At 43.6% G+C, this 23,694-nt stretch carries 17 protein-coding genes; 13 read left to right on the top strand and 4 right to left on the bottom strand.

Going from position 1 to position 23,694, the window contains the following annotated elements; translation table 11 throughout:
• The first annotated feature begins 177 nt into the window (after positions 1-177).
• The 5 genes from AC27HD_RS08615 (at position 178) to AC27HD_RS08595 (ending at position 6,351) form a co-directional block, all read left to right on the top strand.
• Positions 178-1,149 carry a S41 family peptidase gene (locus AC27HD_RS08615; protein WP_152561600.1) on the top strand — a complete coding sequence of 324 codons (972 nt, stop codon included), beginning with the start codon at positions 178-180 and terminating at the stop codon, positions 1,147-1,149.
• A 191-nt stretch (positions 1,150-1,340) separates the two neighbouring features.
• The gene (locus AC27HD_RS08610; protein WP_487105100.1) at positions 1,341-2,297 is read left to right on the top strand and encodes a YihY/virulence factor BrkB family protein; all 957 of its coding nucleotides are present in this window, start codon (positions 1,341-1,343) and stop codon (positions 2,295-2,297) included.
• A gap of 97 nt (positions 2,298-2,394) precedes the next feature.
• On the top strand, positions 2,395-4,368 hold the full coding sequence (locus tag AC27HD_RS08605) for a RecQ family ATP-dependent DNA helicase (protein ID WP_487105098.1): 1,974 nt from the start codon (positions 2,395-2,397) through the stop codon (positions 4,366-4,368).
• A 305-nt stretch (positions 4,369-4,673) separates the two neighbouring features.
• On the top strand, positions 4,674-5,720 hold the full coding sequence (locus tag AC27HD_RS08600; protein ID WP_487105096.1) for a mechanosensitive ion channel family protein: 1,047 nt from the start codon (positions 4,674-4,676) through the stop codon (positions 5,718-5,720).
• 82 nt (positions 5,721-5,802) lie between these two features.
• Entirely contained in the window at positions 5,803-6,351 is a 549-nt protein-coding gene (locus tag AC27HD_RS08595; RefSeq protein WP_487105094.1) for a YaeQ family protein, read from the top strand.
• Between the two features lie 587 nt (positions 6,352-6,938).
• Here AC27HD_RS08595 and AC27HD_RS08590 read toward each other — a convergent pair.
• Positions 6,939-7,685 (bottom strand): glucosaminidase domain-containing protein, encoded by a 747-nt coding sequence (locus AC27HD_RS08590; protein WP_487105092.1) that lies wholly within the window; start codon positions 7,683-7,685, stop codon positions 6,939-6,941.
• A gap of 843 nt (positions 7,686-8,528) precedes the next feature.
• Between AC27HD_RS08590 and AC27HD_RS08585 the strand changes: the two genes are divergently transcribed.
• The 7 genes from AC27HD_RS08585 (at position 8,529) to AC27HD_RS08555 (ending at position 18,489) form a co-directional block, all read left to right on the top strand.
• Entirely contained in the window at positions 8,529-8,981 is a 453-nt protein-coding gene (locus AC27HD_RS08585; RefSeq protein ID WP_487105090.1) for a hypothetical protein, read from the top strand.
• Positions 8,982-9,216: 235 nt separating this feature from the next.
• Positions 9,217-10,623 carry a TolC family protein gene (locus AC27HD_RS08580; protein WP_487105088.1) on the top strand — a complete coding sequence of 469 codons (1,407 nt, stop codon included), beginning with the start codon at positions 9,217-9,219 and terminating at the stop codon, positions 10,621-10,623.
• The gene (locus AC27HD_RS08575; protein ID WP_487105086.1) at positions 10,623-12,359 is read left to right on the top strand and encodes an efflux RND transporter periplasmic adaptor subunit; all 1,737 of its coding nucleotides are present in this window, start codon (positions 10,623-10,625) and stop codon (positions 12,357-12,359) included. Before AC27HD_RS08580 ends, AC27HD_RS08575 begins: the two co-directional genes overlap by 1 nt.
• Positions 12,352-15,528, top strand: coding sequence for an efflux RND transporter permease subunit (locus tag AC27HD_RS08570; RefSeq protein WP_487105084.1), 3,177 nt, complete (start codon positions 12,352-12,354; stop codon positions 15,526-15,528). The genes AC27HD_RS08575 and AC27HD_RS08570 overlap by 8 nt, the downstream gene beginning before the upstream one ends.
• Positions 15,529-15,592: 64 nt before the next feature.
• The gene (locus AC27HD_RS08565; RefSeq protein WP_235207727.1) at positions 15,593-16,261 is read left to right on the top strand and encodes a PepSY domain-containing protein; all 669 of its coding nucleotides are present in this window, start codon (positions 15,593-15,595) and stop codon (positions 16,259-16,261) included.
• A gap of 29 nt (positions 16,262-16,290) precedes the next feature.
• A complete protein-coding gene (locus AC27HD_RS08560) occupies positions 16,291-17,412 on the top strand; it encodes a PepSY domain-containing protein (RefSeq protein ID WP_487105083.1) in 1,122 nt (373 codons plus the stop codon).
• A gap of 48 nt (positions 17,413-17,460) precedes the next feature.
• Positions 17,461-18,489 carry a YncE family protein gene (locus tag AC27HD_RS08555; protein ID WP_487105081.1) on the top strand — a complete coding sequence of 343 codons (1,029 nt, stop codon included), beginning with the start codon at positions 17,461-17,463 and terminating at the stop codon, positions 18,487-18,489.
• Between the two features lie 116 nt (positions 18,490-18,605).
• Here the strand turns inward: AC27HD_RS08555 and AC27HD_RS08550 are convergent, their stop codons facing one another.
• Positions 18,606-19,241 carry a hypothetical protein gene (locus AC27HD_RS08550; protein ID WP_487105079.1) on the bottom strand — a complete coding sequence of 212 codons (636 nt, stop codon included), beginning with the start codon at positions 19,239-19,241 and terminating at the stop codon, positions 18,606-18,608.
• A gap of 383 nt (positions 19,242-19,624) precedes the next feature.
• On the opposite strand from AC27HD_RS08550, the gene AC27HD_RS08545 reads away from it, so the two are divergent.
• Complete coding sequence (locus AC27HD_RS08545; protein WP_032097220.1) at positions 19,625-20,512, top strand: SDR family NAD(P)-dependent oxidoreductase; 888 nt, start codon at positions 19,625-19,627, stop codon at positions 20,510-20,512.
• A 39-nt stretch (positions 20,513-20,551) separates the two neighbouring features.
• On the opposite strand, the gene AC27HD_RS08540 is transcribed toward AC27HD_RS08545, so the two are convergent.
• Both AC27HD_RS08540 and AC27HD_RS08535 read right to left on the bottom strand, forming a co-directional pair.
• Complete coding sequence (locus tag AC27HD_RS08540; protein WP_487105077.1) at positions 20,552-23,095, bottom strand: EAL domain-containing protein; 2,544 nt, start codon at positions 23,093-23,095, stop codon at positions 20,552-20,554.
• Positions 23,096-23,258: 163 nt separating this feature from the next.
• Complete coding sequence (locus AC27HD_RS08535) at positions 23,259-23,441, bottom strand: hypothetical protein (protein WP_487105075.1); 183 nt, start codon at positions 23,439-23,441, stop codon at positions 23,259-23,261.
• Positions 23,442-23,694 lie beyond the last annotated feature (253 nt).

The raw sequence follows: 23,694 nt of genomic DNA, 5'->3' as shown, positions 1-23,694 counted from the left end.
AGGTTTAGCTAAACAACCTAAGGGGTACGGCTACTTTACAAGCTGATCTTAAACAGTAGATTTAATACCGTATCGAGAAAGTCACTATCAAGGCTCAGGTAGTGACTTTTTTATTTGCCTATTGAAAAAGTAGGGCGAAGACAAACATATACATTGAATACATTACCTGGAAAGCTCTTGATAACCTTACGCCATTTTCCTACTTTGTTGATATACTTCGCGTTTCTTTTTACGTCGATGTTTGCATCATTTTGTGTGACTGCTGAAGATGAACTGCTATCACAACAAGAAGTCGTCAAGGCGCTGAATAATCTTGTAGTGAGTGTAGATAAAGACTACCTACATGAGAAGCATCGGGAAAAGATAACTGAGCAGATCACCACCTCCCTCAACCAAGGTGACTTTGACGGTCATTATCAATTTCATCGGTTTAAACGAAAGCTCGAATCTTTGTTATATTCTTCAAGCCATGATGCTAATTTTGAGATTACATGGCGGTCTGGGTCAGAAAATTTGGCCAACGCACCAGATAGAGTTTTCCCCAGTACCATTGAAACCCAATTGCTCGAATCGAATATTGGCTACTTGGGAATTGATGGCGACCTTTTTAATGAGCACGCAAAAAGCGATATAGACAATGCTGTGGCTTACTTATCTAGCGCCACTGCCCTCATTATCGATTTAAGAAGTGCTGGCTACGTCGACCTGCATGTTGCTAAGCAATTCCTAAGTTACTTTGTACCTACAGGTAAACCCCTCGCAACGCTTACCCTAGCTCACAATAATGCTTCTCAGCTAGTGGCGAGTAATACCGATTTTAAAATGGGTGAGAAGGTGCCTATTTTTGTGGTTACATCGCCTTTTGTGGCGGGTTCGTGGGAGTTTGTAGCCTATACACTTCAACAGACAAGTAAGGCGACTGTTGTAGGTACGCGTACAATGGGTTTGAGCTATCTATCGACCACCACACCACTTAGTGAGCACATCAATCTTGTGATGACCTACGGCGATTTACGACATCCGTTTACCCAAGAAAGCTGGAAAGATGAGGGAGTCATACCGGATATTCCCTGTGAGGCAACCGACGCAGTGACAGCCGCTCTTGAACTAGTTGAGAAACGTTTAACCACTGAAACGAAAAGCAACTGAAGCGAAAGGCAATTAAAATGCATACATCTTCATTATGCTTTTGCTTTCGCTTGTTTTTTTGCACCTGTCATTAAAAGCGCCGTCATTAAAAGCGGTCGCTGGCTGAAATCATAAACTGTGTGAAAATATTTTAATCCTAGTCATACCCACTGCTGTATCTATCCTATCAATAAAAAAGTTAACGCGAGAACATGAGCAATACACACCTTAGTGAAGCAAGCACAGCTTTTGAGCTCACAATTAAAAGTTGGTGGAGCATTCTTAAACGTATTTTTACCAATATTGGTGGGCATAACATTCCACTTATTTCTGCTGGCGTCGCGTTTTATTGTTTGCTGGCTATCTTTCCCTTGTTGGGCGCGACGATATCGTTGTATGGCCTCATCGTGTCGCCGGAAGAATTACAGCGTCATATGGCTTTGCTCGTAGATGTGGTGCCTTCCGACAGTAGCTATATCATTGAAGAGCAGCTTAAAACGCTTACGGAAAAGTCGAGCTCTGCATTAGGCTGGGGTTTCTTTTTAACCCTGTTCTTGTCGCTTTGGAGCAGCAGTAAAGGAGCAAATGCATTAATCACGGCCTGCAATATTACCTACAATGAAAATGAGGGTAGGGGCTTTTTTATCGGCTTAGTAGCGCGTATAGCCTGCACTATCAGTATGATTGCCACCGTTATAGTAGCTCTGGCGTGCATTACTATATTGCCCGAGGCAATAAGCTGGGTAACCGGTGGTTCAATTGATGATAAACAGGCCATGTGGCTCACCTGGCCTGTCATGCTTGTGCTGTTTAACTTTTGTCTTTCTGCGCTGTATCGTTATGCGCCTCACCGTCGCTCTGCGCAGTGGCGATGGGTGACTCCAGGCGCATTACTCGCCACAGTATTGTGGATAGCGGCCTCGTATGGTTTTTCTATCTATTTAAATGAATTTGCCAGCTATAACAAAACCTATGGGTCAGTGGGCGGAATTATCATTTTGCTGATGTGGCTGTATTTAAGTGCCTACATTATTCTTATTGGTGCTGAAGTAAACTCAAGCATAGAGCTACAAACCAGTGTGGATAGCACCGTGGGTGAAGATAAGCCCATGGGGGAGCGAAACGCTGTGGTTGCTGATAATACACCTGAAGATTTACGCAAGTCTTAAGTTTGAACGCATAAATTACTGATGTATTGCGGTATCATGCCTGCCAGTATTTAAACGAGCTTGTGTAAGAGCCGTTTTTTAAGGAGCAGGCAATTCAATGACCGCAGACTACTCTTCAACACTACAACGCCTATTTGGTTTTCCATCCTTTCGAGCAGGACAGCAGGAGGTGGTTGAAGGCTTACTGAGTCAGCAGTCGTCGCTCGCTATTTTTCCCACCGGCTCAGGCAAGTCGTTGTGCTATCAATTTGTGGCTACGCAATTACCGCACCTTACCGTGGTGGTATCACCCTTGTTAGCACTGATGAAAGATCAGCTCGCATTCTTACACAGCAAAGGCATTGCAGCGGCGAGTATAGATTCAACGCTAACGCCCCAGCAAAACAAGCAAGTTATGAATGACGTGCGCTCAGGCCAGTGCAAAATATTAATGGTGTCAGTAGAGCGGTTTAAAAATGAGCGTTTTCGTCAGTTTATAGAATCGGTACCTGTGTCGATGCTGGTGGTCGACGAAGCCCACTGTATTTCTGAGTGGGGGCATAACTTTCGACCAGATTACTTAAAGCTGCCCGCCTATCAACAAGATTTAAAAATACCTTTAGTACTGCTGCTCACCGCTACGGCTACTAAAAAGGTTAAGTTGGACATGGCCCGCAGATTTGACATTGCCCCATCAAACATCATTCAAACCGGGTTTTATCGTTCAAATTTGAATTTAAATGTGTTGCCGGTGGTAGAGTCAGAAAAAAATAACGCCTTGCTTAATGAATTAGAGCAGCAGCAAGGTGCAGGTATTGTTTATGTAACCCTGCAACAAAGCGCTGAGCAAGTAGCCCGTTTTTTACAACAAAATGGCTATACAGCAAGTGCTTATCACGCCGGTTTAGACAGTGATGTTAGACAACGTATACAGCACGACTTCATGGACAACAAACTTCAGGTCGTTGTGGCAACAATTGCCTTTGGTATGGGAATAGATAAATCAGATATTCGCTTTGTAGTGCATTACGACTTACCCAAATCCATTGAAAACTACAGCCAGGAAATTGGTCGAGGGGGGCGTGACGGAAAAGCGGCTAACTGCACCGTATTAGCTAATTTAGATGGTCTGGTTACCATTGAAAACTTTGTCTATGGCGACACTCCCGACCAACAAGCCGTCCAAGCGGTTATTGATGATATCGCCTCTCAAGGCCCAGAAACAGTAAACGACAATGTGTATGAGTGGGAAACTCAGATAAACAGTCTATCGACCAAAAGTAATGTTCGACAGCTCCCGCTTAAAACATTGCTAGTGCAATTAGAATTGGCCAAGGTTATCCGCCCACTTTATGCCTATTTTGCAGAGTTTAAATTTCGCTTTATAACCGAAAAAGCAGACATTCTCAGTCAGTTTGCTAAAGAGCGCAGTGAGTTTCTAAATGCAGTTTTTAACAACACAGCAATGAAAAAGGTGTGGGGTGTGGTTAACTTTGATGATATTTATCAGCACTACGGGGCCGAGCGAAGCAGAGTCGTTAGCGCACTAGAATATTTGCACGAGCACAACCATATTGAATTGGCGTCACGTTTAATTACCGATGTGTTTGAGGTGAATCAGCAGGCATTACTTGCAAGTGACTTATCCGAAAAGTTAGCGCACTATTTTGCCGACAATGAACGCAAAGAAATTCAGCGTATTGCTGCTCTTGTTCGTTTCTTTGAGCTCGATAGCTGCTTAAATGCCAATTTATCCGCCTATTTTGATGATAAAGACGCGCCAGCGCGGTGCGGACACTGCAGCGTGTGCAGCGGTAACGTGGCAAAGCTGACTTACTCAAACTCAATAGCGGCGCCTGATGAAGACGAAATAGCAGCCGCAATAACGGCACTTAACAGGCACCTTGAAGGTAAAGTACACACACAAATAACGGAAAATACGTACTGTCGTTTTCTTACTGGTATGTCTATGCCGCTGTTTACTCGGATGAAAGTGAGGCAGGTACAGGGCTTTGGTTGTTGTGAAAACTGTCGCTATGCAGATGTTAAAGCGGTGGTGACTGCTTATTTACAATCGAATGCTCGCGGCTAGCATTCAAAAATAAGCATTAAATAACAAGCAGTAAATAACAAGCAGTAAACTATTAAGCGGTAAATAATAAGAAATAAAACGGTTACTAGGGTGGGGAGCCTTGTTGTAAAAATGCACCGCAAAAATCAATACGCCCTAGGCCGTTGTTCTTATAACATCAGTCTTATATCATCAGCCCTATATATTTACGATTACGAATCTCACACCAGAGCGCGTTGGTCTTGACTGTATATAGCCAAGGTCAACATGCCTAGGTATCAGGAACGCTAGGCAAATAAGCAAATAAGCGAATAGGCGAGATGCACATGGAAATTTTGGCGCTGTGGTTACCTTTAGTTATTACATTATCTTTTGGGACGGTAATGATTATCGCAGTGCGATGGATATTATTAAGACGTGCTCAAGAGTTAACAAGCGAGCAGCGTTTGCCGCGACAAATGGTCGTGTTTGTCATTGTTTTGGTATTATTGATAGCGGTCGCGCTCACACTACCGGTAAGTGAAAGCTCTAGAAATCAGCTGTTGGCGTTAATTGGGGTGTTAGTGTCAGGTGTTATCGCTTTCTCATCCACCACCATAGTGGCAAACCTAATGTCTGGGTTGGTCATTCGATTCAACAAACCTTTTAAAACGGGCGATTTCATTCGTTGTAACGATTATTTTGGGCGAGTATCGGAAAAAGGATTGCTCGATACAGAGATACAAACCGAGCAGCGTGATTTGATCCATATTGCTAACAGCTACTTGGTTAATAACCCTGTGTCTGTTATCCGCTCTTCTGGCACCTTGATCACAGCGAATATCTCCATTGGTTACGATGTTCATCACACTAGCGTAACCGAGGCGCTCACCAAAGCAGTGCTTGATGCTGGTTTAGAAGAGGGGTACGTGCAGGTTAGTGAGCTGGGAGATTTCAGTGTGTCTTATCGCGTTGCTGGTCTTCTGAAAGAAGTAAAAAGTGTATTAACGGCACGTTCAAATTTACATAAAGCAATTTTAGATACGCTCCACAATAGCGATATTGAAATTATGTCGCCCAACTTTGTTGCTCAGCGACCCACAGAGGCAACGCAAAAATTTATCGCCAAAGTACCGACTAATGTGCCTAGTAAGACAAATGTTAGCGTGGAGGACGATGATTCCCAAGAGGCAATTGCGTTTGATAAGGCCGAACTAGCGGCGCAGCACGAAGAGTCGCTAAGAGATGCAAAAGCCAAGGTTGAGAGTGTGCGTCAGCAGATATCAGAGGCCAAGGGTGCGGACAAAACAGCGCTTGAGAAGGACCTGGAAGGGGCACTTAGTCAGGTCGATAACATTATAAAATTAGAGCAACAAACAAAAGAGACTGAGTAAAGTCAGCAAAATAAAATACCAGTACCGGCGTACTCAGCCTTTGACGAGAAAATGCCTTTAGGGCATACCAATCAGGATTAACATGGCACTTAAAGCAACGATATTTAAAGCGGATATCTCGATAACCGATATGGACCGCAACTATTACAACGATCACAACTTAACCATCGCCCGTCACCCGTCTGAAAACGACGAACGTATGATGCTGCGTATTATCGCTTTCATTGTTAATGCCCATGAGCAATTGCAGTTTACAAAAGGTTTATCCGACGATGAAGTGCCAGATTTATGGCAAAAAAGTTTCAGTGACGAAATTGAGCTGTGGATTGAATTAGGGCAACCCTCTGACCAACGCATTAAAAAAGGCTGTAATCAAAGTAAGCAAATGAAGATTTACGCTTATGCTGATAACAGCTTCGATGTATGGTGGAAAAAAGAACAGAATAAGCTTAATACTAAGAAGAACCTTTCTGTGTATACACTTCCTGATGCGCTATCGGCAACGCTGTCAAAAGCAGTTGAGCGTTCTATGCAAATACAAGTAACGATTCAAGATGGACAAATTTGGCTCACTTTTGCGAACTCACAGGGAACTGAAAGTTTGGAGATAGAAATAGAGAAGCATCTATAGTTGCGCTTTGTTGAGTAGCTACCTAGAAGAATAATACCAGTCCGCCTAGATAATTACCCACTCAGCGAGACTTAAAATGTTCGTAATCGCGGCGTGTTCCCGCAGGTGCAGTGGTTCTACATCAAGGTGACACAACAAAGAGTACGGGCATTTTAAACTCGCCCTTTGGGAAGGTCTGGCAAGTTCCCAAGCTTCATTCTGGGAATTTGAAAGGGAACAGCCATTCCTGCATTCCCACGCTTTGCTAGGAAGCTTGCCAGCGCCTTCTGAGTGAGCAATTATCTAGGCGGGCTGGTATAAAGAGTAGAAAAGCAAAAGATTAAATGTTTGCCATGAAAATCAATCTCTCTTTACATGCCCAACGCAAATGCTACATTCGTATTGTGTTTAGCAGATATTTAAGGAGGTGATCATATGTCTAGTGTTTTGAAAACAGGTGAATCGGCTATGAATGGGGTACGTTCTAACTAACCCTTTTTTCGTCACCATTCTGGCTGGCTGATTTGCTAGCCAAAGCACGGAGGAGCCACAGTAATGCGGCTCCTTTTTTATTTGCTATAACAATACGCTTTGGTGAGTTGGTGTGGTTAATCAGCGTTTACTTCTTCCAGTGTCAACTTATCAAGGGATGCCAATTTATTAAAGCTGATCATGTCGCGTAATTCCTTGCCGTATTCATCACCACGTTCAGAATATTTGCCCAAGCCATAGCTAAGCGCGACTCCGGTGACAGCCTCGTCTTTTTTACGTAATGACTGACGAATATTACGTAATGGTTTGTAGGCATCATGGGTATTTAAATTGAGCATGTAACTTTCTACTGAATCGGCAGGCGAGCGGAAATCGGCAACTTCATGGGCTTTGTTCGCATCTCGAGACTTTGGAACAATGCCACAGCCTTTTGTGAAGCACCACTGACCGAAAAAGTTATTCCCCTGTTTGGCAAAACGAGACGTTCCCCACGCACTTTCATTAGCGGCTTGTGCAATTGCCAATGACGCAGGGACAATGTCTGCCCGGCGTAGCAATATATTGCAGGCGGAGTCTTGTTCAAGGTCAGGGTCGTCAATGCGAAATTTAGTAAGGAATTTGTCTAATGTCCCGGTTTCACCGGCGTCACATGCACGTTGAATTTGCTGTCTATCGGCAGCTAGCTCTCTGTTTATATCTACAATAATGGGCGTGAAGTATTCAAAAAAAGCAGCTTTTCGATCAGGACCTGCGGCGTAAGCAGTAAAGTCTGGCGCAGATTCTTTGGCAAAAAACGTGAACCACGCAGCGATAGTCGCCACTACGGCAACGACTACAACAATAATGTATTTCGAGTTTGACATCAGGTGATACCTCTTTTTTTAAATAAAATAATGCGCTTTATTAGCGGACTACCTGAATGAGTACTCTCTCACCATACAGGTTCTTACATGCACTGCAACTTATTGAGAAGAGGGTAAATTAAAGTTAATAAAGGTGAGGCAATTATTCTGTCATGGGGGAGAGCGTTTCTAACACTTTTCGTTGGAAACAGTATTTGATACATTTCTATAGGCACAAAAAAATCCGATGGTGCAAGCCATCGGATTTTATGTTTCACTCGATGAATCTGCCTAACGTGGCGTTCATCGCCCCTTTCGGAGCCATATGCTAGTAGCTAGTCGTGTGCAAGAAGCTTCGACTTTTTCTCGATCTTACAATCTAAAATACGTTGTGCGTTTTTGCGGCCTACGTATGCGGCAACTGCGTATGGGTGCTTGCGTTTGAATAACTTCGTGAATGTCTTAAGCATGATAAGCCCCCTTTGATAAATTTTCACTATTTAAATTTACATTATTACAGTTATGTGATCAAGTGTTATTTTTCGTCATGAGTGATAAGTAGGAGCAATTCAAAGGATTAGGATGGCTAAATACGGCTTAATTTCACTACTCATCTTTAGTATCTAATTGAATTTACTTGCTTTGTACAAGCCTAGCTTTAAAATTCCTGCCCACACATTTACTTTAAAAATATAATCACATAACATTGCTACGCGATATTACCGTGGTTGGATTATGTTTAAAGCGTATACAAAATATATGTTTGTTGTATTTTTGCTGATTGCCTCTTGTGGGCAGTCCTTTGCACGTGCGCATTCTTTTGAACATGCTAATTCTGTAGCACATGGCATAAAAGATTGTGTAATGGCAAACACCAGCGCAAATACAAACTCAAGCTTAAACACAATCACAGGCCCCTCTGTAGCTGTAAGTGCTTCTAAAAGTCCACGTGTTCATAGCACGCACGAAGAAGAATCTTTACAAGATACATTTAATACCAACCGATTAAATACCAGTTATGTAGATACCCATCATTTAGAGCATGCTAACCACTTTGCTCACACCACCGGTCGCACGAGTGATAAAGAAACAAGCTCAATGGCCATGAGTACGAATGATAAAATGGCAATGAACGATGGTAACTGCTGTTTCGATGAATGCATGTGCGAGACGAGTACTTGTTCAAACGCTAGTCTAGTTGCTGTAATTCGACACTCCGTCACGGCGTTAACATTCAGCGAGCATGTTGTTGTCGAGCAGCGTGGTAAACCTAAATCAATATCTTCCTCTCTATTTAGACCCCCTATTATTGGCTAAACAGAATAGTTGCGTCTTTTTTTCATGAAAGCGCGCACAACCGTATGTTTAACATGGGCCCATATTCAGAAATTATTCAGTCATTCTTCAGTGTCTGAACACATCTAAGCAGGTCCATTCCAACGCTTAAATTTATAAAATTCGGTAGGTTTGCCTGCAGCATAAATGATGATGAATAGGATGCCTTTCATCTTCTTTTAACTGCATTCACGCTTACTTGTAAGGACTCGATATTATGAAATGCTTAGCCAATGCTTTCGCAGTGTTAGTAGGCTGCTTATGGGGTTGTTTGCCTGTACTCGGTGCACCTTCAAACCAGGTTATTACGCTTGAACAAGCTGTTTCGCTGGCGCTTAAAAATGACCCTTGGCTACTTGGCAGTGAACTAAAACAAGATGCGGCGAATTATCGAAGCGTTGCAGCGCGCACATGGTCCAATCCTAAAGTGTCTATTGGCATGATGAATTTACCGACCAATTCATTCTCGTTAAACCAAGAAGCGATGACCCAGTTTAATGTTGGCGTTTCACAATTACTCCCTCGGGGCGACTCATTAGCGATTAAAGAAAGTCAGTTAAAAATAGAAGCCTTTAAGTTTACGCAGCTTCGCGATGACAGAAAAGCGAGGTTAACAACAAGCGTGACGGAGCTCTGGTTAGATGCGTATTTAGCTCAGCAAACCATTGCGCTGATTGAATCTGATCGCATGCTGTTTGAGCAAATGGCGGAAGTAGCAAAAGCGAGCTATGCCGCTGCTTTGGGCAGCACGCGTCAGCAAGATGTCATTCGTGCAGATCTAGAAATTATTCAGTTAGAAGATAGATTAGTGTCACAAAAGCAGTTGTTAGAATCTGCCACTGCTCAATTAAGCGAATGGTTCCAGTCATATGATAACGAAACACAGGGCTATAGCTTTAATTCTAATTTCCAGTCACAGTCCCAGTTTCAGTCTTTCTCACTTACAGACTCACTGCCATCAATCGAATTAGTCAGCCCAGACGCTGCTGATACATCTTCATATGCCAGAGAAAAAATGGCACAGATTTTAATAACACACCCAGCGGTAAAGGCCATAGAGCAAAAGAGAAAAGTATTTGAGAAAACGACTGAGTTGGCAAAGCAGCAATACAAGCCTCAGTGGGGTGTTAACGGCAGCTATGGGTATCGAGATGATATGCCGTCAGGACAAAGCCGAGCAGACTTCTTTTCGGTGGGTGTGACCTTTGATGTACCTTTATTTACAAAAAATCGACAGGATAAAGAGGTTGCAGCAGCAATAGCGGAGACACAAGCCGTGAAAACAGAAAAGTTGCTTTTAACCAAGCAAATGTTAAGTGCTCTAGAAACAGAGATAAGACAGCTTGCGCGTTTGCGAGAGCGACAAACTCTGTACAAGCAAGGGATACTTCAGCAAACCAATGAGCAAGCCGAAGCCTCTCTTACCGCCTATACCAATGATGATGGCGATTTCTCCGAGGTGGTACGAGCGAGAATTGCTGTTTTAAATGCGCAAATTTCTGCACTTAAGATAGATGTTGAAGCGCTTAAAACGGTGGCGCGAATTAACTACTTTTTTGCAGGTGCCGAATCAAAGGCAAACCAAAGTAACTTTGAAACACAAATGAACGCGGGAGTAAGATAATGGCGAATAAATCACAAAATACAAAGGCTTCTGTACTCATTGCTAAGCCTTTGCTAATTGGTTTTGCCTTAGGTGCACTGGCACTTTTTATTGCTCAGGTTGCGTTTGAAACTCTGTTTTTAGAGCACTCAAGTTCTCATCACGAGCTAAGTACTAAGAAGGGCAGCGAAACTACAACGGAAAAAAAGCCCCTTTATTGGGTGGCCCCCATGGACGCAGATTATCGCCGTGACCAGCCTGGCAAGTCGCCCATGGGAATGGACTTAGTGCCCGTATTCGAAGAAGCGACACTAAGCACTACTGCTGAAAAAGGTAGTGTGGTAATAGCCCCTCACGTTATTAATAACTTAGGTGTAAGGACAGCGCTTACCGAGCGAAAGGCAATAAACAGTGACATTGTGTCAGTGGGATACGTTAAATACGATGAAGATGAAATTGTACACATACATCCTCGCGTTGAAGGGTGGATAGAAAAGCTTTACATAAAAGCAGAAGGCAACGTGGTAGATAGAGGTGAGCCTTTATATACCTTGTATTCACCTCAATTAGTCAATGCGCAAGAAGAGCTAGTAATCGCGCTTCGACGAAATAATAGCGCCTTGGTTAATGCGGCAAAAAACAGGCTTAAAGCGTTACAGCTTTCGCCAGATTTGATAGGAAAACTAGAAACCACACAGCAAGTTCAACAAAACATCACATTTTATGCACCGCAATCAGGGGTGGTAGATGGACTTAATATACGAGAAGGTTTTTTTGTTAAGCCTGAAAATACACTGTTCAGTATTGCTAAATTAAACAAGATTTGGGTGGAAGCTGAAGTGTATGAGCGCGATGTTGTACAGATTTCAAAAGGGCTACCGGTAAGCATGACCCTTGATTATTTGCCAGGCAGGGAGTGGATGGGGAAGGTTAATTATGTATACCCTGCTCTTGATGAAAAAACTCGAACACTGAGGATTAGGCTGGCTTTTGATAATTCGGATAACCTGCTTAGACCTAATATGTTTGCCAATGTGACTATTCATACTCAAACAGCAGAGACTACCCTAATAGTGCCTAAAGAGGCGGTTATTCGTACAGGCATGCAAAACCGAGTTGTGCTTGCTCTTGGCGATGGCAAATTCAAATCTGTCAGCGTGAATATAGGTCGAGTCAGTCAAGACAGTATTGAAATTTTAAATGGGTTGAATGAGGGCGATAGGGTAGTCACTTCGGCGCAGTTCTTACTCGACTCCGAATCTAGCAAAACATCAGATTTCACCCGCATGGAGGCCCGTGAGAAGCCACATTCGGCCAGCTCTCATTCCAGCTCATCTCATTTAGCTGGCTCTCATTCGGCTCACTCTTATTCGAGCAGACCTAAGCCAGAGGTGTCATCGGCAACGGTGACAGGAGTGATCAACGCGGTTAATACATCCACGCGTATAGTGAATATTAGCCGAGAGGCCATCGAGAAATGGAATAGACCGCCCGCCACTATGAATTTTACCGTTGCACAGAGCATCGATCTCACTAGATTTAACGTGGGTGATACCGTTAATTTCACCTTTGAAATTCTCGAAGACTTTATCGTGGTAGCCATGACACGTAAAAGCGCTAACCCCTCATCAAAGAAGCCCATGCATAAGGAAATGAGTCATGAAAATATGAGCCATGAAGATATGAATCATGAGGATGTGAGACATGAAAACATGAATCATAAAGCCATGAACCATAAGGATATGAATCATGATTGAGTTGATTATAAGGTGGTCTATAGCAAACCGTATATTGATTGTTTTGCTATCGTTAATAATGGGGGGCGCGGGTATTTATGCGCTTAAGAATACGCCAGTTGATGCCATACCCGATTTGTCGGATGTGCAGGTGATTATAAAAACCAGCTATCCGGGGCAGTCGCCACAGGTAGTGCAAGATCAGGTGACCTTTCCTCTTACAAGCGCCATGCTTTCGGTACCGGGAGCGAAAACCGTTAGAGGTTATTCCTATTTTGGCGACTCTTATGTGTATATTATTTTCGATGACGATACCGATGTGTACTGGGCTCGAAGCCGGGTATTAGAATACTTGAGTCAGATCTCAGAAACGTTGCCTGCCTCAGCAAAACCTCAATTAGGTCCCGATGCCACAGGTGTGGGCTGGGTTTATATGTATGCACTCACCGATACCACAGGTACTTATGATTTAAGTCAGCTTCGCAGTATTCAGGACTGGTTTTTAAAGTACGAGTTACAAACTGTGGATGGCGTTTCTGAAGTGGCCACTGTGGGGGGAATGGTAAAGCAGTATCAAGTGCAGGTAGAGCCAAATAAGCTTCGAGCTTACAACATTCCCCTTAGTCACATACAAACCGCTCTTAAGCGGGGAAATAAAGAAACTGGCGCGTCTGTTATTGAAATGGCTGAAGCTGAGTACATGGTCACAACGACGGGCTATATCGAATCGGTTGAAGATATAGAGCGCATACCCCTTGGATTAAACGAGCAGGGAACGCCACTTCGCATAGGCGATGTAGCCTACGTCAATGTAGGCCCACAAATGCGCCGTGGCGTTGCTGAGTTCAATGGGGAAGGCGAAGTGGTAGGTGGTATTGTTGTTATGCGCTATGGCGAAAATGCTCAGCAAATAATAGAGAGAATAAAAGATAAAGTTGCCTCGCTGACGTCCTCTTTACCCTCAGGCGTTGAGATTGTTCCGGTATACGATCGCTCAAAATTAATAGGGCGAGCGGTCGATAACATCTGGGATACATTGCTAGAAGAGCTCGTTATTGTTGCATTGGTTTGCGTGGTATTTCTGTTTCATATTCGCTCATCCCTAGTGGCTATTTTCACACTGCCGTTGGGTATTTCGATGGCCTTCGTCGTTATGTACTTCCAAGGGGTAAATGCCAATATTATGTCGTTAGCTGGCATCGCCATTGCCATTGGCGCAATGACCGATGGCGCCATCGTGATGATAGAAAATATGCACAAGCACATAGAAAAGCTGAACAAAAATGGCGATACCTTAAATAGCCATAACCGCTGGCATGTTGTGTCAAATGCAGCGAGTGAGGTAGGCCCTGCGCTGTTTTTTAGTCTTTTGATTATTACCGTTTCATTCTTACCCGTATTCATATTAGAAGCCCAAGAGGGCAGAATGTTTGCACCGCTGGCCTATACCAAAACCTATGCAATGGCCGCTGCAGCAGGTTTAGCAATTACGCTAGTACCTGTGCTTATGGGGTATTTCATTCGAGGAAAGGTAACTTCGCAACAAAGAAACCCGCTCAACCGATTGCTTATTGCACTGTATCTACCGGTATTAAAAAAAGTAATGACGTTTCCAAAGTCGACCATAGCGCTGGCGCTTATTATTACCGCTGTGGGTTTTTGGCCCATCAACAAGATAGGCAGCGAGTTCATACCTACCCTCGATGAGGGCGACTTACTGTATATGCCCACTACCTATCCAGGCATTTCTATAGGTAAAGCAAGGCAACTATTACAGCAAACCGATAAGCTGATTAAAACGCTGCCCGAGGTGGACACTGTTTTTGGCAAAGTGGGGCGAGCCGACACGGCTACCGATCCTGCACCGCTAACAATGATTGAAACCTTTATTCAGTTAAAACCAAAAACGCAGTGGCGAGAGAGCGTTACTACTGATTCGCTAAAAGCGGAGCTAAATCAACTAATACAATTTCCGGGTGTAACCAATGCTTGGGTCATGCCGATTACAACGCGCATTGATATGTTATCGACGGGGATTAAAACGCCCGTTGGAATAAAAGTGGCGGGGCCAGACCTCAATACAATTCAGACTATTGGTGAGCAAATAGAAACAACACTGGCTGAAGTAACGGGCACCGTTTCAGTATACTCAGAGCGAGTTGCAGGTGGGCGTTATATCACCGTTGACATATCTCGCGAGAAGGCCAGTCGGTACGCGCTAAATATTGATGATATTCAACAAGTGGTGGCGACGGCTGTTGGTGGCATTAATGTCACGCAGACCATTGAAGGGCAGGAGCGGTACTCGGTAAACCTTCGCTACCCGCAAGACTACCGAAATTCGCCTGAGCAATTGGCGCGATTACCGCTATTGACGGAAAACGGACAGCGCATTGCGCTGGGGGACGTGGCAGATATTAACGTTGAGACCGGACCTTCGGGAATAAAAAGCGAAAATGCACGGCTCAATGGTTGGGTTTATGTCGATATTGAGAATGTGGATTTAGGCTCTTATGTTTCTACTGCAAAAGCATATTTAGACAAGCATATCGACCTTCCTGTTGGCTATTCAATGACGTGGGCGGGGCAATATGAGTACATGGAGCGGGCACAAGAAAAGTTAGCCTACGTATTACCGTTAACTATCGCCATTATTGTCGTTTTGCTTTATCTTAATTTTAAGGCCTTTAGCGAAGTAGCCATCATTATAGTCACACTGCCAATGGCAATGATTGGCGGGTTATGGTTAATGTACTTTGAGGGCTATAACTTTTCGGTGGCAGCCGGTGTAGGCTTTATTGCACTGGCAGGAGTCGCGGTAGAAATAGGCGTGATCATGTTAGTGTACCTAAACCAATCTTTTGACGAACTTAAGATGCAAGCCACAGAGCGAGGCACGGCAATATCAAGTGTGGAATTTCGAAACGCTTTGCTAGCAGGGGCTGGAATGCGGGTGCGCCCAGTAATGATGACGGTGGCAACTATTATATTAGGCTTGCTGCCCGTTCTTTATGGTGAAGGAACAGGTTCTGAGATAATGAGCAGGGTAGCAGCCCCTATGGTTGGCGGCATGACAAGTGCCGTAATACTCACGCTCATCGTATTGCCTGCGTTATATTTATTGGTGAAAAAGCCCCAAGTCAGTGTGTTTAATCGCGGGCTTAGCCACAAATCTGACCACCTTGACTAGTCTGATGAGGTGGCGGCAGTCGCTGCAGTTTAAAGCTGCAGCGAGGAAGTACCACAGAGGGTTGATGGCTGCAGTAGGCTTACAGTTTCTGCTGTGGACTTTCACTGGCGTTTATATGGTAAGTATGGATATTCACTATATACACGGAGAATCATTAATAAAGCCTCAATCAACGACGTTGAACCTTTCTTCTGTCAAGGTTTCAATGTCTACGCTATTTGCACAATACCCTAATGCTTCTAACTTCACTCTCACGCAGTTGATGGGTAGCCCAATTTATATTGTTTCAACTGGCTCTAGTAAATTTATCGTTGATGGAAGTACAGGAGTACGAAAACCGAGTATCGATGAAGAGACCGCCCGTGAAATCGCCCAGTTTTACTACGTTAAATCTGACGCTATAGAGAATACTAGGCTGATCCAAAGCTCAGCAGAAATGCCTGCTGAACTGTCCTCCCGTTACCTTCCTGTATGGCAAGTTGAGTTTGAAGGCATTGCCAATCCTACGTTTTATATTAGTCAGCAAACAGGAGAAGTCGTCACTAAACGTCACGATTACTGGCGAATATTCGACTGGATGTGGCGTTTTCATATTATGGATTACGATGACGGAGAAAATGTTGCAAACTGGTTTCTGTTTATTATTGCAGCCTTAGGCGTTGCTGCTGTGCTTTCAGGAAGCGTGTTACTCATTGTACGCTTTGGCGAAGCGCGTAGTGAGCATACTCGCTGATGGCGTCTTTCAAGCTAAAGGCGGCATGGGTGCATAAATGGCTTTCGTTATTGGTGGGGATCCAGCTTTTAATTTGGCTTGTGACAGGGCTCTACTTCAACCTTATGGACGCTGAAAAAGCGAGCGGTAACGAATTACGAGCGGCAATGCCCTCAAACTTAGCCCTTAAGGAAACTACTCGCCGAGATGCCTTCTTCCTCAAAATGCTTCCAGTTAATGAACTAGCCCTAGGGGAGAGCCCTTTACACTCAACTGAGCCGCTTAAGAAAATAGAATTAGTGTGGGTGCTCGAGCATCCCTATTATCATGTAATTAGTCGCCAGGGGCCGCATGCTTATCAACCTCGCTCTTCACTATTATTTGATGCGGTTAGTGGTAATAGAACGGCGCTAACACCTGCGCAAATATCACAGATTGCCAATAGCTCGTATACCGGCGGCAGCGCATTGAGCAGGCCAGAGCTAATTCAACCGCCGTTTTCAGACTATGCTGCACAACAAAACCCAATGTGGAAAGTGTCTGCCAATGATAAAAACAATACTGCAATTTATTTAGACAGCGTAACCGGCCAAGTAATCAAACACGTGAATGATGACGCGAGGCTAAAGGCGTTAATGTTCAAACTTCATTTTATGGATTATGGCCTTCATTTTATGGATTATGATAGTAGCGGGGGCTTTAATCACGGGCTTATTATTATATTCGCAATATCGGCACTCATGCTCTCTGTCTCGGGCATAATGTTGTTAGTTCAGCGCTATCAGAAAGGTAGCTTTTCGTTATCAATCTTCAGCAAAAAACGGTCAGTGTCTGTGATTTATTCAAGCGCGCTTCCTTTCAGTGACATTCATTCAAACTCATCAGCAACATTAACCGTTAAACTTGATCCCAAAAGTAGCCTTTTTAGAAGGCTTTCTCGAGAAGGGATCCACTTATCTTCACTATGCGATGGTGCTGGTACGTGCGGTAAATGTAAGTTTTTAGCTGATAATCACTTAGCGATAACACCGGCTGAAAAGGTGAATTTGCCGTCATCGGAATTAGATAAAGGATATCGATTAGCATGTCAGCACAAGTGCTCAGAGGTATCTAAAATTAGCGTTATTACTGTTGGTAGTAGTGCTGGTAGCAGCGCGGGTAATAGCGGGTGAATGCTAACACGTGCTGACTACAGTACATTGATGAAAACAAAGAGGTTAATGATGAAACGTTTTAGTTTTATGCTACTTGTGTTTGCGGGGTTTTTAAATTCGGCGAATGCGGTGCAAAATCAATCTGAAATTCAAACTCAAAATCAAGACCAATACCAAGGTGAACGGCTACAGTCTGGTCTTTTAGCCGTGGTGAATAAATCTGACGACAGTATCAGTATTATTGATGTTAGCGAAAAGCGCATCATTAAAACGCTTCCCACGGGTAAAGGCCCCCATGAACTCGTTATGTCTGAGGATCAAAAATGGGCAGTAAGCACTGATTTTGTGGGTGGCGACAGTTTAACTGTTTTCGATTTAAATGCGCTTGAGGTAGCGAGGACAATACCACTTCGCACACTGCCAGGGCCTCATGGCGCCAAATTTTTAAACGACAATGAACGGATTATTTTTACCTCTGGTAAGTCTAAACACCTTGGTATAGCAAATGTGGTGACGGGCAAAGTCACCAACAAAATCGAGACAGCCCAAGATACCACGCATATGGTTACTCTTAGCAACGATGAAAGCGTAGCGTATGCCACCAATATAGGCAGTAACTCGATATCGGTTGTGAATATGAGCAATCGAAAGCAGCTTAAAAACATGCCAACGTTATCAATGCCCGAAGCTATTAACTATCGCAAGAGCGCAGAAGAGTTATGGTATGGCGCAAATAAGGAAGGCAAACTCGTGGTTGTTGACCCAGAAACTGAGGCTGTACTTGCAACTTGGAGCGGTTTTAGCTTTCCCTACCGAGTGCTGTTTAACCATGATGAGTCGGTGGCGATGGTGCCTGATTTTCGTAAGCACTACATTCGTTTTTTTGACGCGACGAATAAAAAAGAGCTTGGCACATTAGCCCTAGAAAAAGAGGCGGGGCCGCAGGGTATAACCATGCATCCAGAGCATGATATTGCCTTTTTATCGTTAAATTTAAAAAACAAGATAGTGGCGATAGACATCCACACCCAGCAAATTATTGCTGAGTTTCCCACCGGAAATAATCCAGATGGGGTGATTTTTATCAGTCGATAGTGGTAGCCAAATGCCCCGGATCTCAAAAGCGCTAATGGTTCCCAAAAGCGCTTTTGGATGTTATGAGCATGGCCTAAATAACAACAGCGCTGGCCTAATTCGGCCAGTGTTTTTGTTTAGGGAAGTGGAGTATATCCCCAAGGCGTTTTTGGTAGCTCAACGGGGGTTGTTAAATCAAAGTCTACTTGAACTTCCCTTGCAGGACGCACTAAGCGATAACTAAAACGCTTTGGGTAAATCATCATCTGCCATACGTTGTCAGTGGAAGCATTAATGCCAGAGTCGATAAATAACTGCTTTGAGTATGCATCAGCTGGGAATGACTGAACCTCATTATAGCCGCGGCTATCAGTGTGCCCGCCATACATGGTAGAGGTATGAAAACTGCCATCTTCATTACGATGGTCGTGTTTAAGCATTAAGCCGGCACCTGTTTTGGTGACAATCCAAGTACGAGAGGCGTCATCCCCGACGTGAAACGGAATATGCAGTTGAGTATCCGAGCACTCCCGCACATGCATAACCAACTGCTCGCCGCCGAATGTATTGCCTACGTTATCCTTTGTCACCTTTCCAATAAATGCTTTGCCGCAGTGGGCTTTTATTGCATTAAAAAAGTTATCGTGAGTTTCGATAGACACCAAAGGAGCTGACGCTGCGCTTGTTAATGCGGAGAACGCCGTAATGTATGCTGTAAAAAACACAGTGCAAAAAGTAGAAAAAGTTTTTGTTTTAGTCAACGTAGTTTTCATAATAAACCTGTTAGTAAGATGCGCTTTTTAATACGCTCTGATAATCTTTACCTTAAGTCAGTGAAGCGGATATGTCACTGTTATACTGCCCTTTAAGCTTTTGTTTAAAAGCGCTTGTTTAACCTACTAGCACGTACCACATTGATTTTTATATCGGTGCAGAGAAAATGCACAATAAAATTCGGTACGTTGTAATCCAAATTAGTATTCATTTCATGAAGCTAAATAAATCAGTCAAATAAAGTATGTCTATACTTTCCTTCATCATACTCTACATATCAAACAATAATGGGTCGCTGCTCTTAGCCACACAACAAGCTAACAGGTCCAGCTACTAGGACCAGCAAAAGGGCCAGTCATGAAGAGTATTAAAGGTGAATAATATGTCTAACGAATTTAACGGTAAGACCGCAATTATATCCGGCGCAGCCGGTGGTATAGGGCTAGCTGTTGCCGAAGCGCTGGCAGAGCAGGGCATGAACATTGTTATGGGAGATATTGATTCTTCCACGTTGTCTGAGGCAAGCGACGCGTTAAAAGAAAAAGGGTACAAGGTTCTTACCTGCCCGTTAGATGTTACCGACTATACGCAGTGGGAGTCCATTGTGGAAAAGGCAAAGGAAGCCTTTGGCAAGGTACATATGGTGGTTAATAACGCCGGCGTTGGCGGTACACCTGGCAAGATTGAAGACGCTGAGCACGAGACATGGCGTTGGGTGATGGATGTTAACGTGATGGGCGTGCTCTATGGTGCACAGGCAACAGTACCTGCAATAAAAGAGCACGGTGAAGGCGGCTGGGTTTTAAATGTGGCGTCAATGGCCGGAATGATGGGAATGCCTTATGCGGGTGCATATTGTGCATCGAAAGCTGCGGTGGTATCGATGACCGAAAGTTGGATGGCTGAACTACAGCCTCACAGTATTCATGTATCTGTGCTGTGTCCTGCCTTTGTTAAAACGCGAATTCACGAGTCTTATCGCAACAGGCAAGAAAAATATGCAGTGGCAAAAGAAAAGCGAATGAGTAAAGACAAGCTCATTGCTGGCGCGCAGGCCGCGGCTGCTGCCGTCGAATCTGGTATTCCGGTATCTATGCTGGCAGAGCGAGTGGTTGAGGCGTTACGCTCTAAACAAACCTATATTTACTCTCACCCCAACTATAGAAAAGTGACTAGCGGGCGAGCGAAAGCTATCGACATGGCATTTGTCGATGCCGAAGAAAGTGCAGTGGTAGGGCATTTGATTAACGATGATATCGTAACCTTTTAAAGTTGCTTTGCGCGCCTTTTTAAACTCGACCTTAATGTCTTAAATTGATGCTTTGGATATTATCTCTTCCGCAGCGCTGTCTAGCACAATATTCAGCGCTTGTGGTTTGTGAAGGTAATATCCTTGGGCATAATCCACCCCAATTTCTTTCAATCGCTGCAACTGTTTCGCGCTGTTAACAGATTTTGCCACCACCTCAATGTTGCGAAGCTTGGCAATGTCGGCAAATGCTTTGACAGCTATTTCATCTACCGGATCATTTAGAATATTGCCAACAAAATTGCCATCAATCTTCATCTGTTCTATTTGATATTTTTTTAAATAAGCAAAGGAAGATGCGCCAGTACCAAAATCATCGAGTGCAGTTTTAATACCGGCATTACGTAAAAGGGTGACGAACGCAACACTATCTAACATTGAGCGGGTTATGGTTGCTTCAGTCATTTCGAAAAACAGCTTTTCTCTGATAGCGTGCGGCGTGTCTTTCAATAATGGCAAAAGCTTTTGTATAAAAGCTTGATTAGCAATAGTTTGGCCGGAAATGTTTATACTTATTTGGGCAATGCGGTGAAGGTGTTGGCAGCGATCGAGCATAGAGATCACATTGCTAATTACATAGTAATCAATATGGGGAGAGAGAGCATAGCGCTCAGCAATAGGTAAGAATGAATCTGGCAATATCCAATTTGATTCTCCATCTGGCATTCTCAGCAATACCTCTAAAAAGATATCTTTTGATGGAGAATGCAATGGGAACACTCTTTGCGCGAATAGCTCAAATAATTCACTGTCTATTGCTTGTTTAATACGTGATGACCAATTGCTTCCTAATAAACGCTGGTGGCTACGCTTCTCCTCTTCTTCCCATACAAATACGCGATTTCTGCCCGCTTTTTTGGCAGAGTAACAGGCGTTGTCTGCCGCGTTGATGAGCTCGGCCACACTCGACCACCGTCTAGTTATTGGCACAAGACCAATACTTGCCCCTATGCGGAATATTCTATTGTCATGATAGAAACGAAAATCATCCACCACCTGACACAGGTTCTGCGCTTTTGCCAAGGCGTGCTCTTCATCCGGTTCCGCTAAGAGCAGACCAAATTCATCCCCACCTAGTCGGGCAATAACATCGTTTTTAGTTATATTTTCCTTTAGCAGTCTACTAACTTGTTTAAGAAGTTCGTCGCCAGCGTTATGTCCGCATGTATCGTTAACAGCCTTAAACTTATCAAGGTCAATATACGCTAATGCGTACATCGTCAAATCTCCCCGATTATCGCCTAAGCATGGATTAAGTCGCGACTCAAATTCACTGCGATTATAAAAACCGGTAAGCGGGTCGTGCGTAGCCCGATGCTTCATTTCCATGCCGGCTTGGCGCTCTTCCGTTACATCATGAAATACCATCACCGAGCCTAACAATTCTTCACTCTCTGTGCAGATAGGGGCGACGGAACAAGTTATTCCATATTTTGCGCCGTCTCGAGAAAGTAACGTGGTGGAATGCTCTAGTTCCACAGTGCGTTTTTTCTGTAAACATTGGGTAATGGGGTTGGGTAATTCTGTCTTAGTTTGCTCATTTATTACATTGAGCATGTCAGATGCCGCCATGCCTTCGGCCTCTTCAAGGGACCAGCCTGTAAGTTGCTCTGCAATAGGGTTTAGCCATGTTACTTTACCGTTGGTATCGCTTGTAATTAACGCATCTCCAATGGATTGCAGCGTGACGCGCAATAGTTCATGCTGCTTTGTTAGCTGCATCTTTAAACGCTTACTGCTGGTGATATCCTGAAATACACCGAACATTCTAATGCATTTATTGCCTGCCAATTCTGGCTTGCCGATGGCTCTTACCCAAATAGTGCGGCCTTTTGCAGTTACTAATTCTAATTCTTCATCGTAGGAAATACCGTGCTTTATACCTTGCTCAACAGCGTTAGTAATAATTCTGCGGCTTTCCCCCTTTTTGTAAAAATTAATACCTGTCGCTAAGTTAGGTTCGTAATCGTCAGGCACTTCGTGAATGCGTTTGGTTTGCCGACTCCACCAAATAGTGTTTTTTTCTGTATCTAAATCCCAAATACCTATATTGGCGGTATTTTCGAGTTCTTCAAAAGTTTGGGTTCGCTTTTGCAATGCGATAGCTTGTTTTTTTATGTCGGTAACATCAACATGAGAACCAAGCATGCGTATCGCTTTACCCTCCTTGTTTCTGAGCGCTACGCCTCTGCAACGGATCCACATTGTTTGTCCAGATTTGTGCGTATAGCGAACAACTTGATCGTAAGGATGAGAGGGATTGTCACAATGCTTTTGTATGTTTTCTTTAACAAGAGTGAGGTCGTCGGGATGAATGATATTTTGCCACTCTGACGCTAGATGCTGCTTTTCAGCGGGTTCGTAGCCTAATGTCTTCCAAAAATTTTCACTCATCCATTCGTGCTTTGGGCGAGTTAAGTCCCAAAACCACATTCCATCGAGAGCGGATTGCTCTACAAACGAAAAAAAACTTTCGTCGTTTTTAATTAGCTCAAGCAATTCTCTATGAAGAGGATGAATAGATTCACTACTCTGTTTTTTCAAACTACGCTCTTTTGGTTATTGTTTTAATTTGTGCTTTTACCGACTTTTTGGCAAACAGTGGTCCAAAAGTCTAATACCTTAAAATTAGCACAAATATAACGAATTGCTTAATTTAACAGCGCAATGTGATCGAAGCCGTTTATTTACGCTTGATCTCATTCCTTTAAAGCGTCTGTTTTGTTGTATCAAGAAGTTCGTAACAAACCCCAAGAATGGTAAACAGTAATGCGGTTTGTAAACTATCGTGGTGGGTATTTAGCTCAGGGGATGTTAAGAATGCATAAACAGCTTCAAGCATAAGGAGAAGCGCCGCTGCACCAATTGCATAGCTGAATTTAAATGTCATGGGTATTTCCTTATGTCGTATTTTGACGTGCTGTATTTTCACGTGCCATATTTTCAGTTTATTAGGGACTGACTTTGAACTGTTTCTGAGTTAGCGCGTTTATCAAAATTACCAGCAGTCTATGCCCAGTGAAACTGGCCAGCGTATGTGTTTTTAGTCACCCTCCAACATTTTCCCAATAGAGATGGTTCCATGCATCTGACCTCTATTATCGTTAGTTGGTCGTTTGTTCCATTGAACACTTGTACGCTTG

This window comes from Alteromonas sp. 4NS20-0143, assembly GCF_057542855.1.
This window is presented reverse-complemented; position numbering and strand designations above follow the sequence as displayed.

What these genes read in the sequence shown, in the direction of transcription:
- AC27HD_RS08600 (WP_487105096.1), top strand. Translation starts at nt 4,674, where the DNA reads ATGGAAATTTTGGCGCTGTGGTTACCTTTAGTTATTACATTATCTTTT.
- AC27HD_RS08585 (WP_487105090.1), top strand. Translation starts at nt 8,529, where the DNA reads ATGGCAAACACCAGCGCAAATACAAACTCAAGCTTAAACACAATCACA.
- AC27HD_RS08575 (WP_487105086.1), top strand. Translation starts at nt 10,623, where the DNA reads ATGGCGAATAAATCACAAAATACAAAGGCTTCTGTACTCATTGCTAAG.
- AC27HD_RS08580 (WP_487105088.1), top strand. Translation starts at nt 9,217, where the DNA reads ATGAAATGCTTAGCCAATGCTTTCGCAGTGTTAGTAGGCTGCTTATGG.
- AC27HD_RS08570 (WP_487105084.1), top strand. Translation starts at nt 12,352, where the DNA reads ATGATTGAGTTGATTATAAGGTGGTCTATAGCAAACCGTATATTGATT.
- AC27HD_RS08565 (WP_235207727.1), top strand. Translation starts at nt 15,593, where the DNA reads ATGGCTGCAGTAGGCTTACAGTTTCTGCTGTGGACTTTCACTGGCGTT.
- AC27HD_RS08535 (WP_487105075.1), bottom strand. Translation starts at nt 23,441, where the DNA reads ATGACATTTAAATTCAGCTATGCAATTGGTGCAGCGGCGCTTCTCCTT.
- AC27HD_RS08545 (WP_032097220.1), top strand. Translation starts at nt 19,625, where the DNA reads ATGTCTAACGAATTTAACGGTAAGACCGCAATTATATCCGGCGCAGCC.
- AC27HD_RS08590 (WP_487105092.1), bottom strand. Translation starts at nt 7,685, where the DNA reads ATGTCAAACTCGAAATACATTATTGTTGTAGTCGTTGCCGTAGTGGCG.
- AC27HD_RS08605 (WP_487105098.1), top strand. Translation starts at nt 2,395, where the DNA reads ATGACCGCAGACTACTCTTCAACACTACAACGCCTATTTGGTTTTCCA.
- AC27HD_RS08555 (WP_487105081.1), top strand. Translation starts at nt 17,461, where the DNA reads ATGATGAAACGTTTTAGTTTTATGCTACTTGTGTTTGCGGGGTTTTTA.
- AC27HD_RS08550 (WP_487105079.1), bottom strand. Translation starts at nt 19,241, where the DNA reads ATGAAAACTACGTTGACTAAAACAAAAACTTTTTCTACTTTTTGCACT.
- AC27HD_RS08610 (WP_487105100.1), top strand. Translation starts at nt 1,341, where the DNA reads ATGAGCAATACACACCTTAGTGAAGCAAGCACAGCTTTTGAGCTCACA.
- AC27HD_RS08595 (WP_487105094.1), top strand. Translation starts at nt 5,803, where the DNA reads ATGGCACTTAAAGCAACGATATTTAAAGCGGATATCTCGATAACCGAT.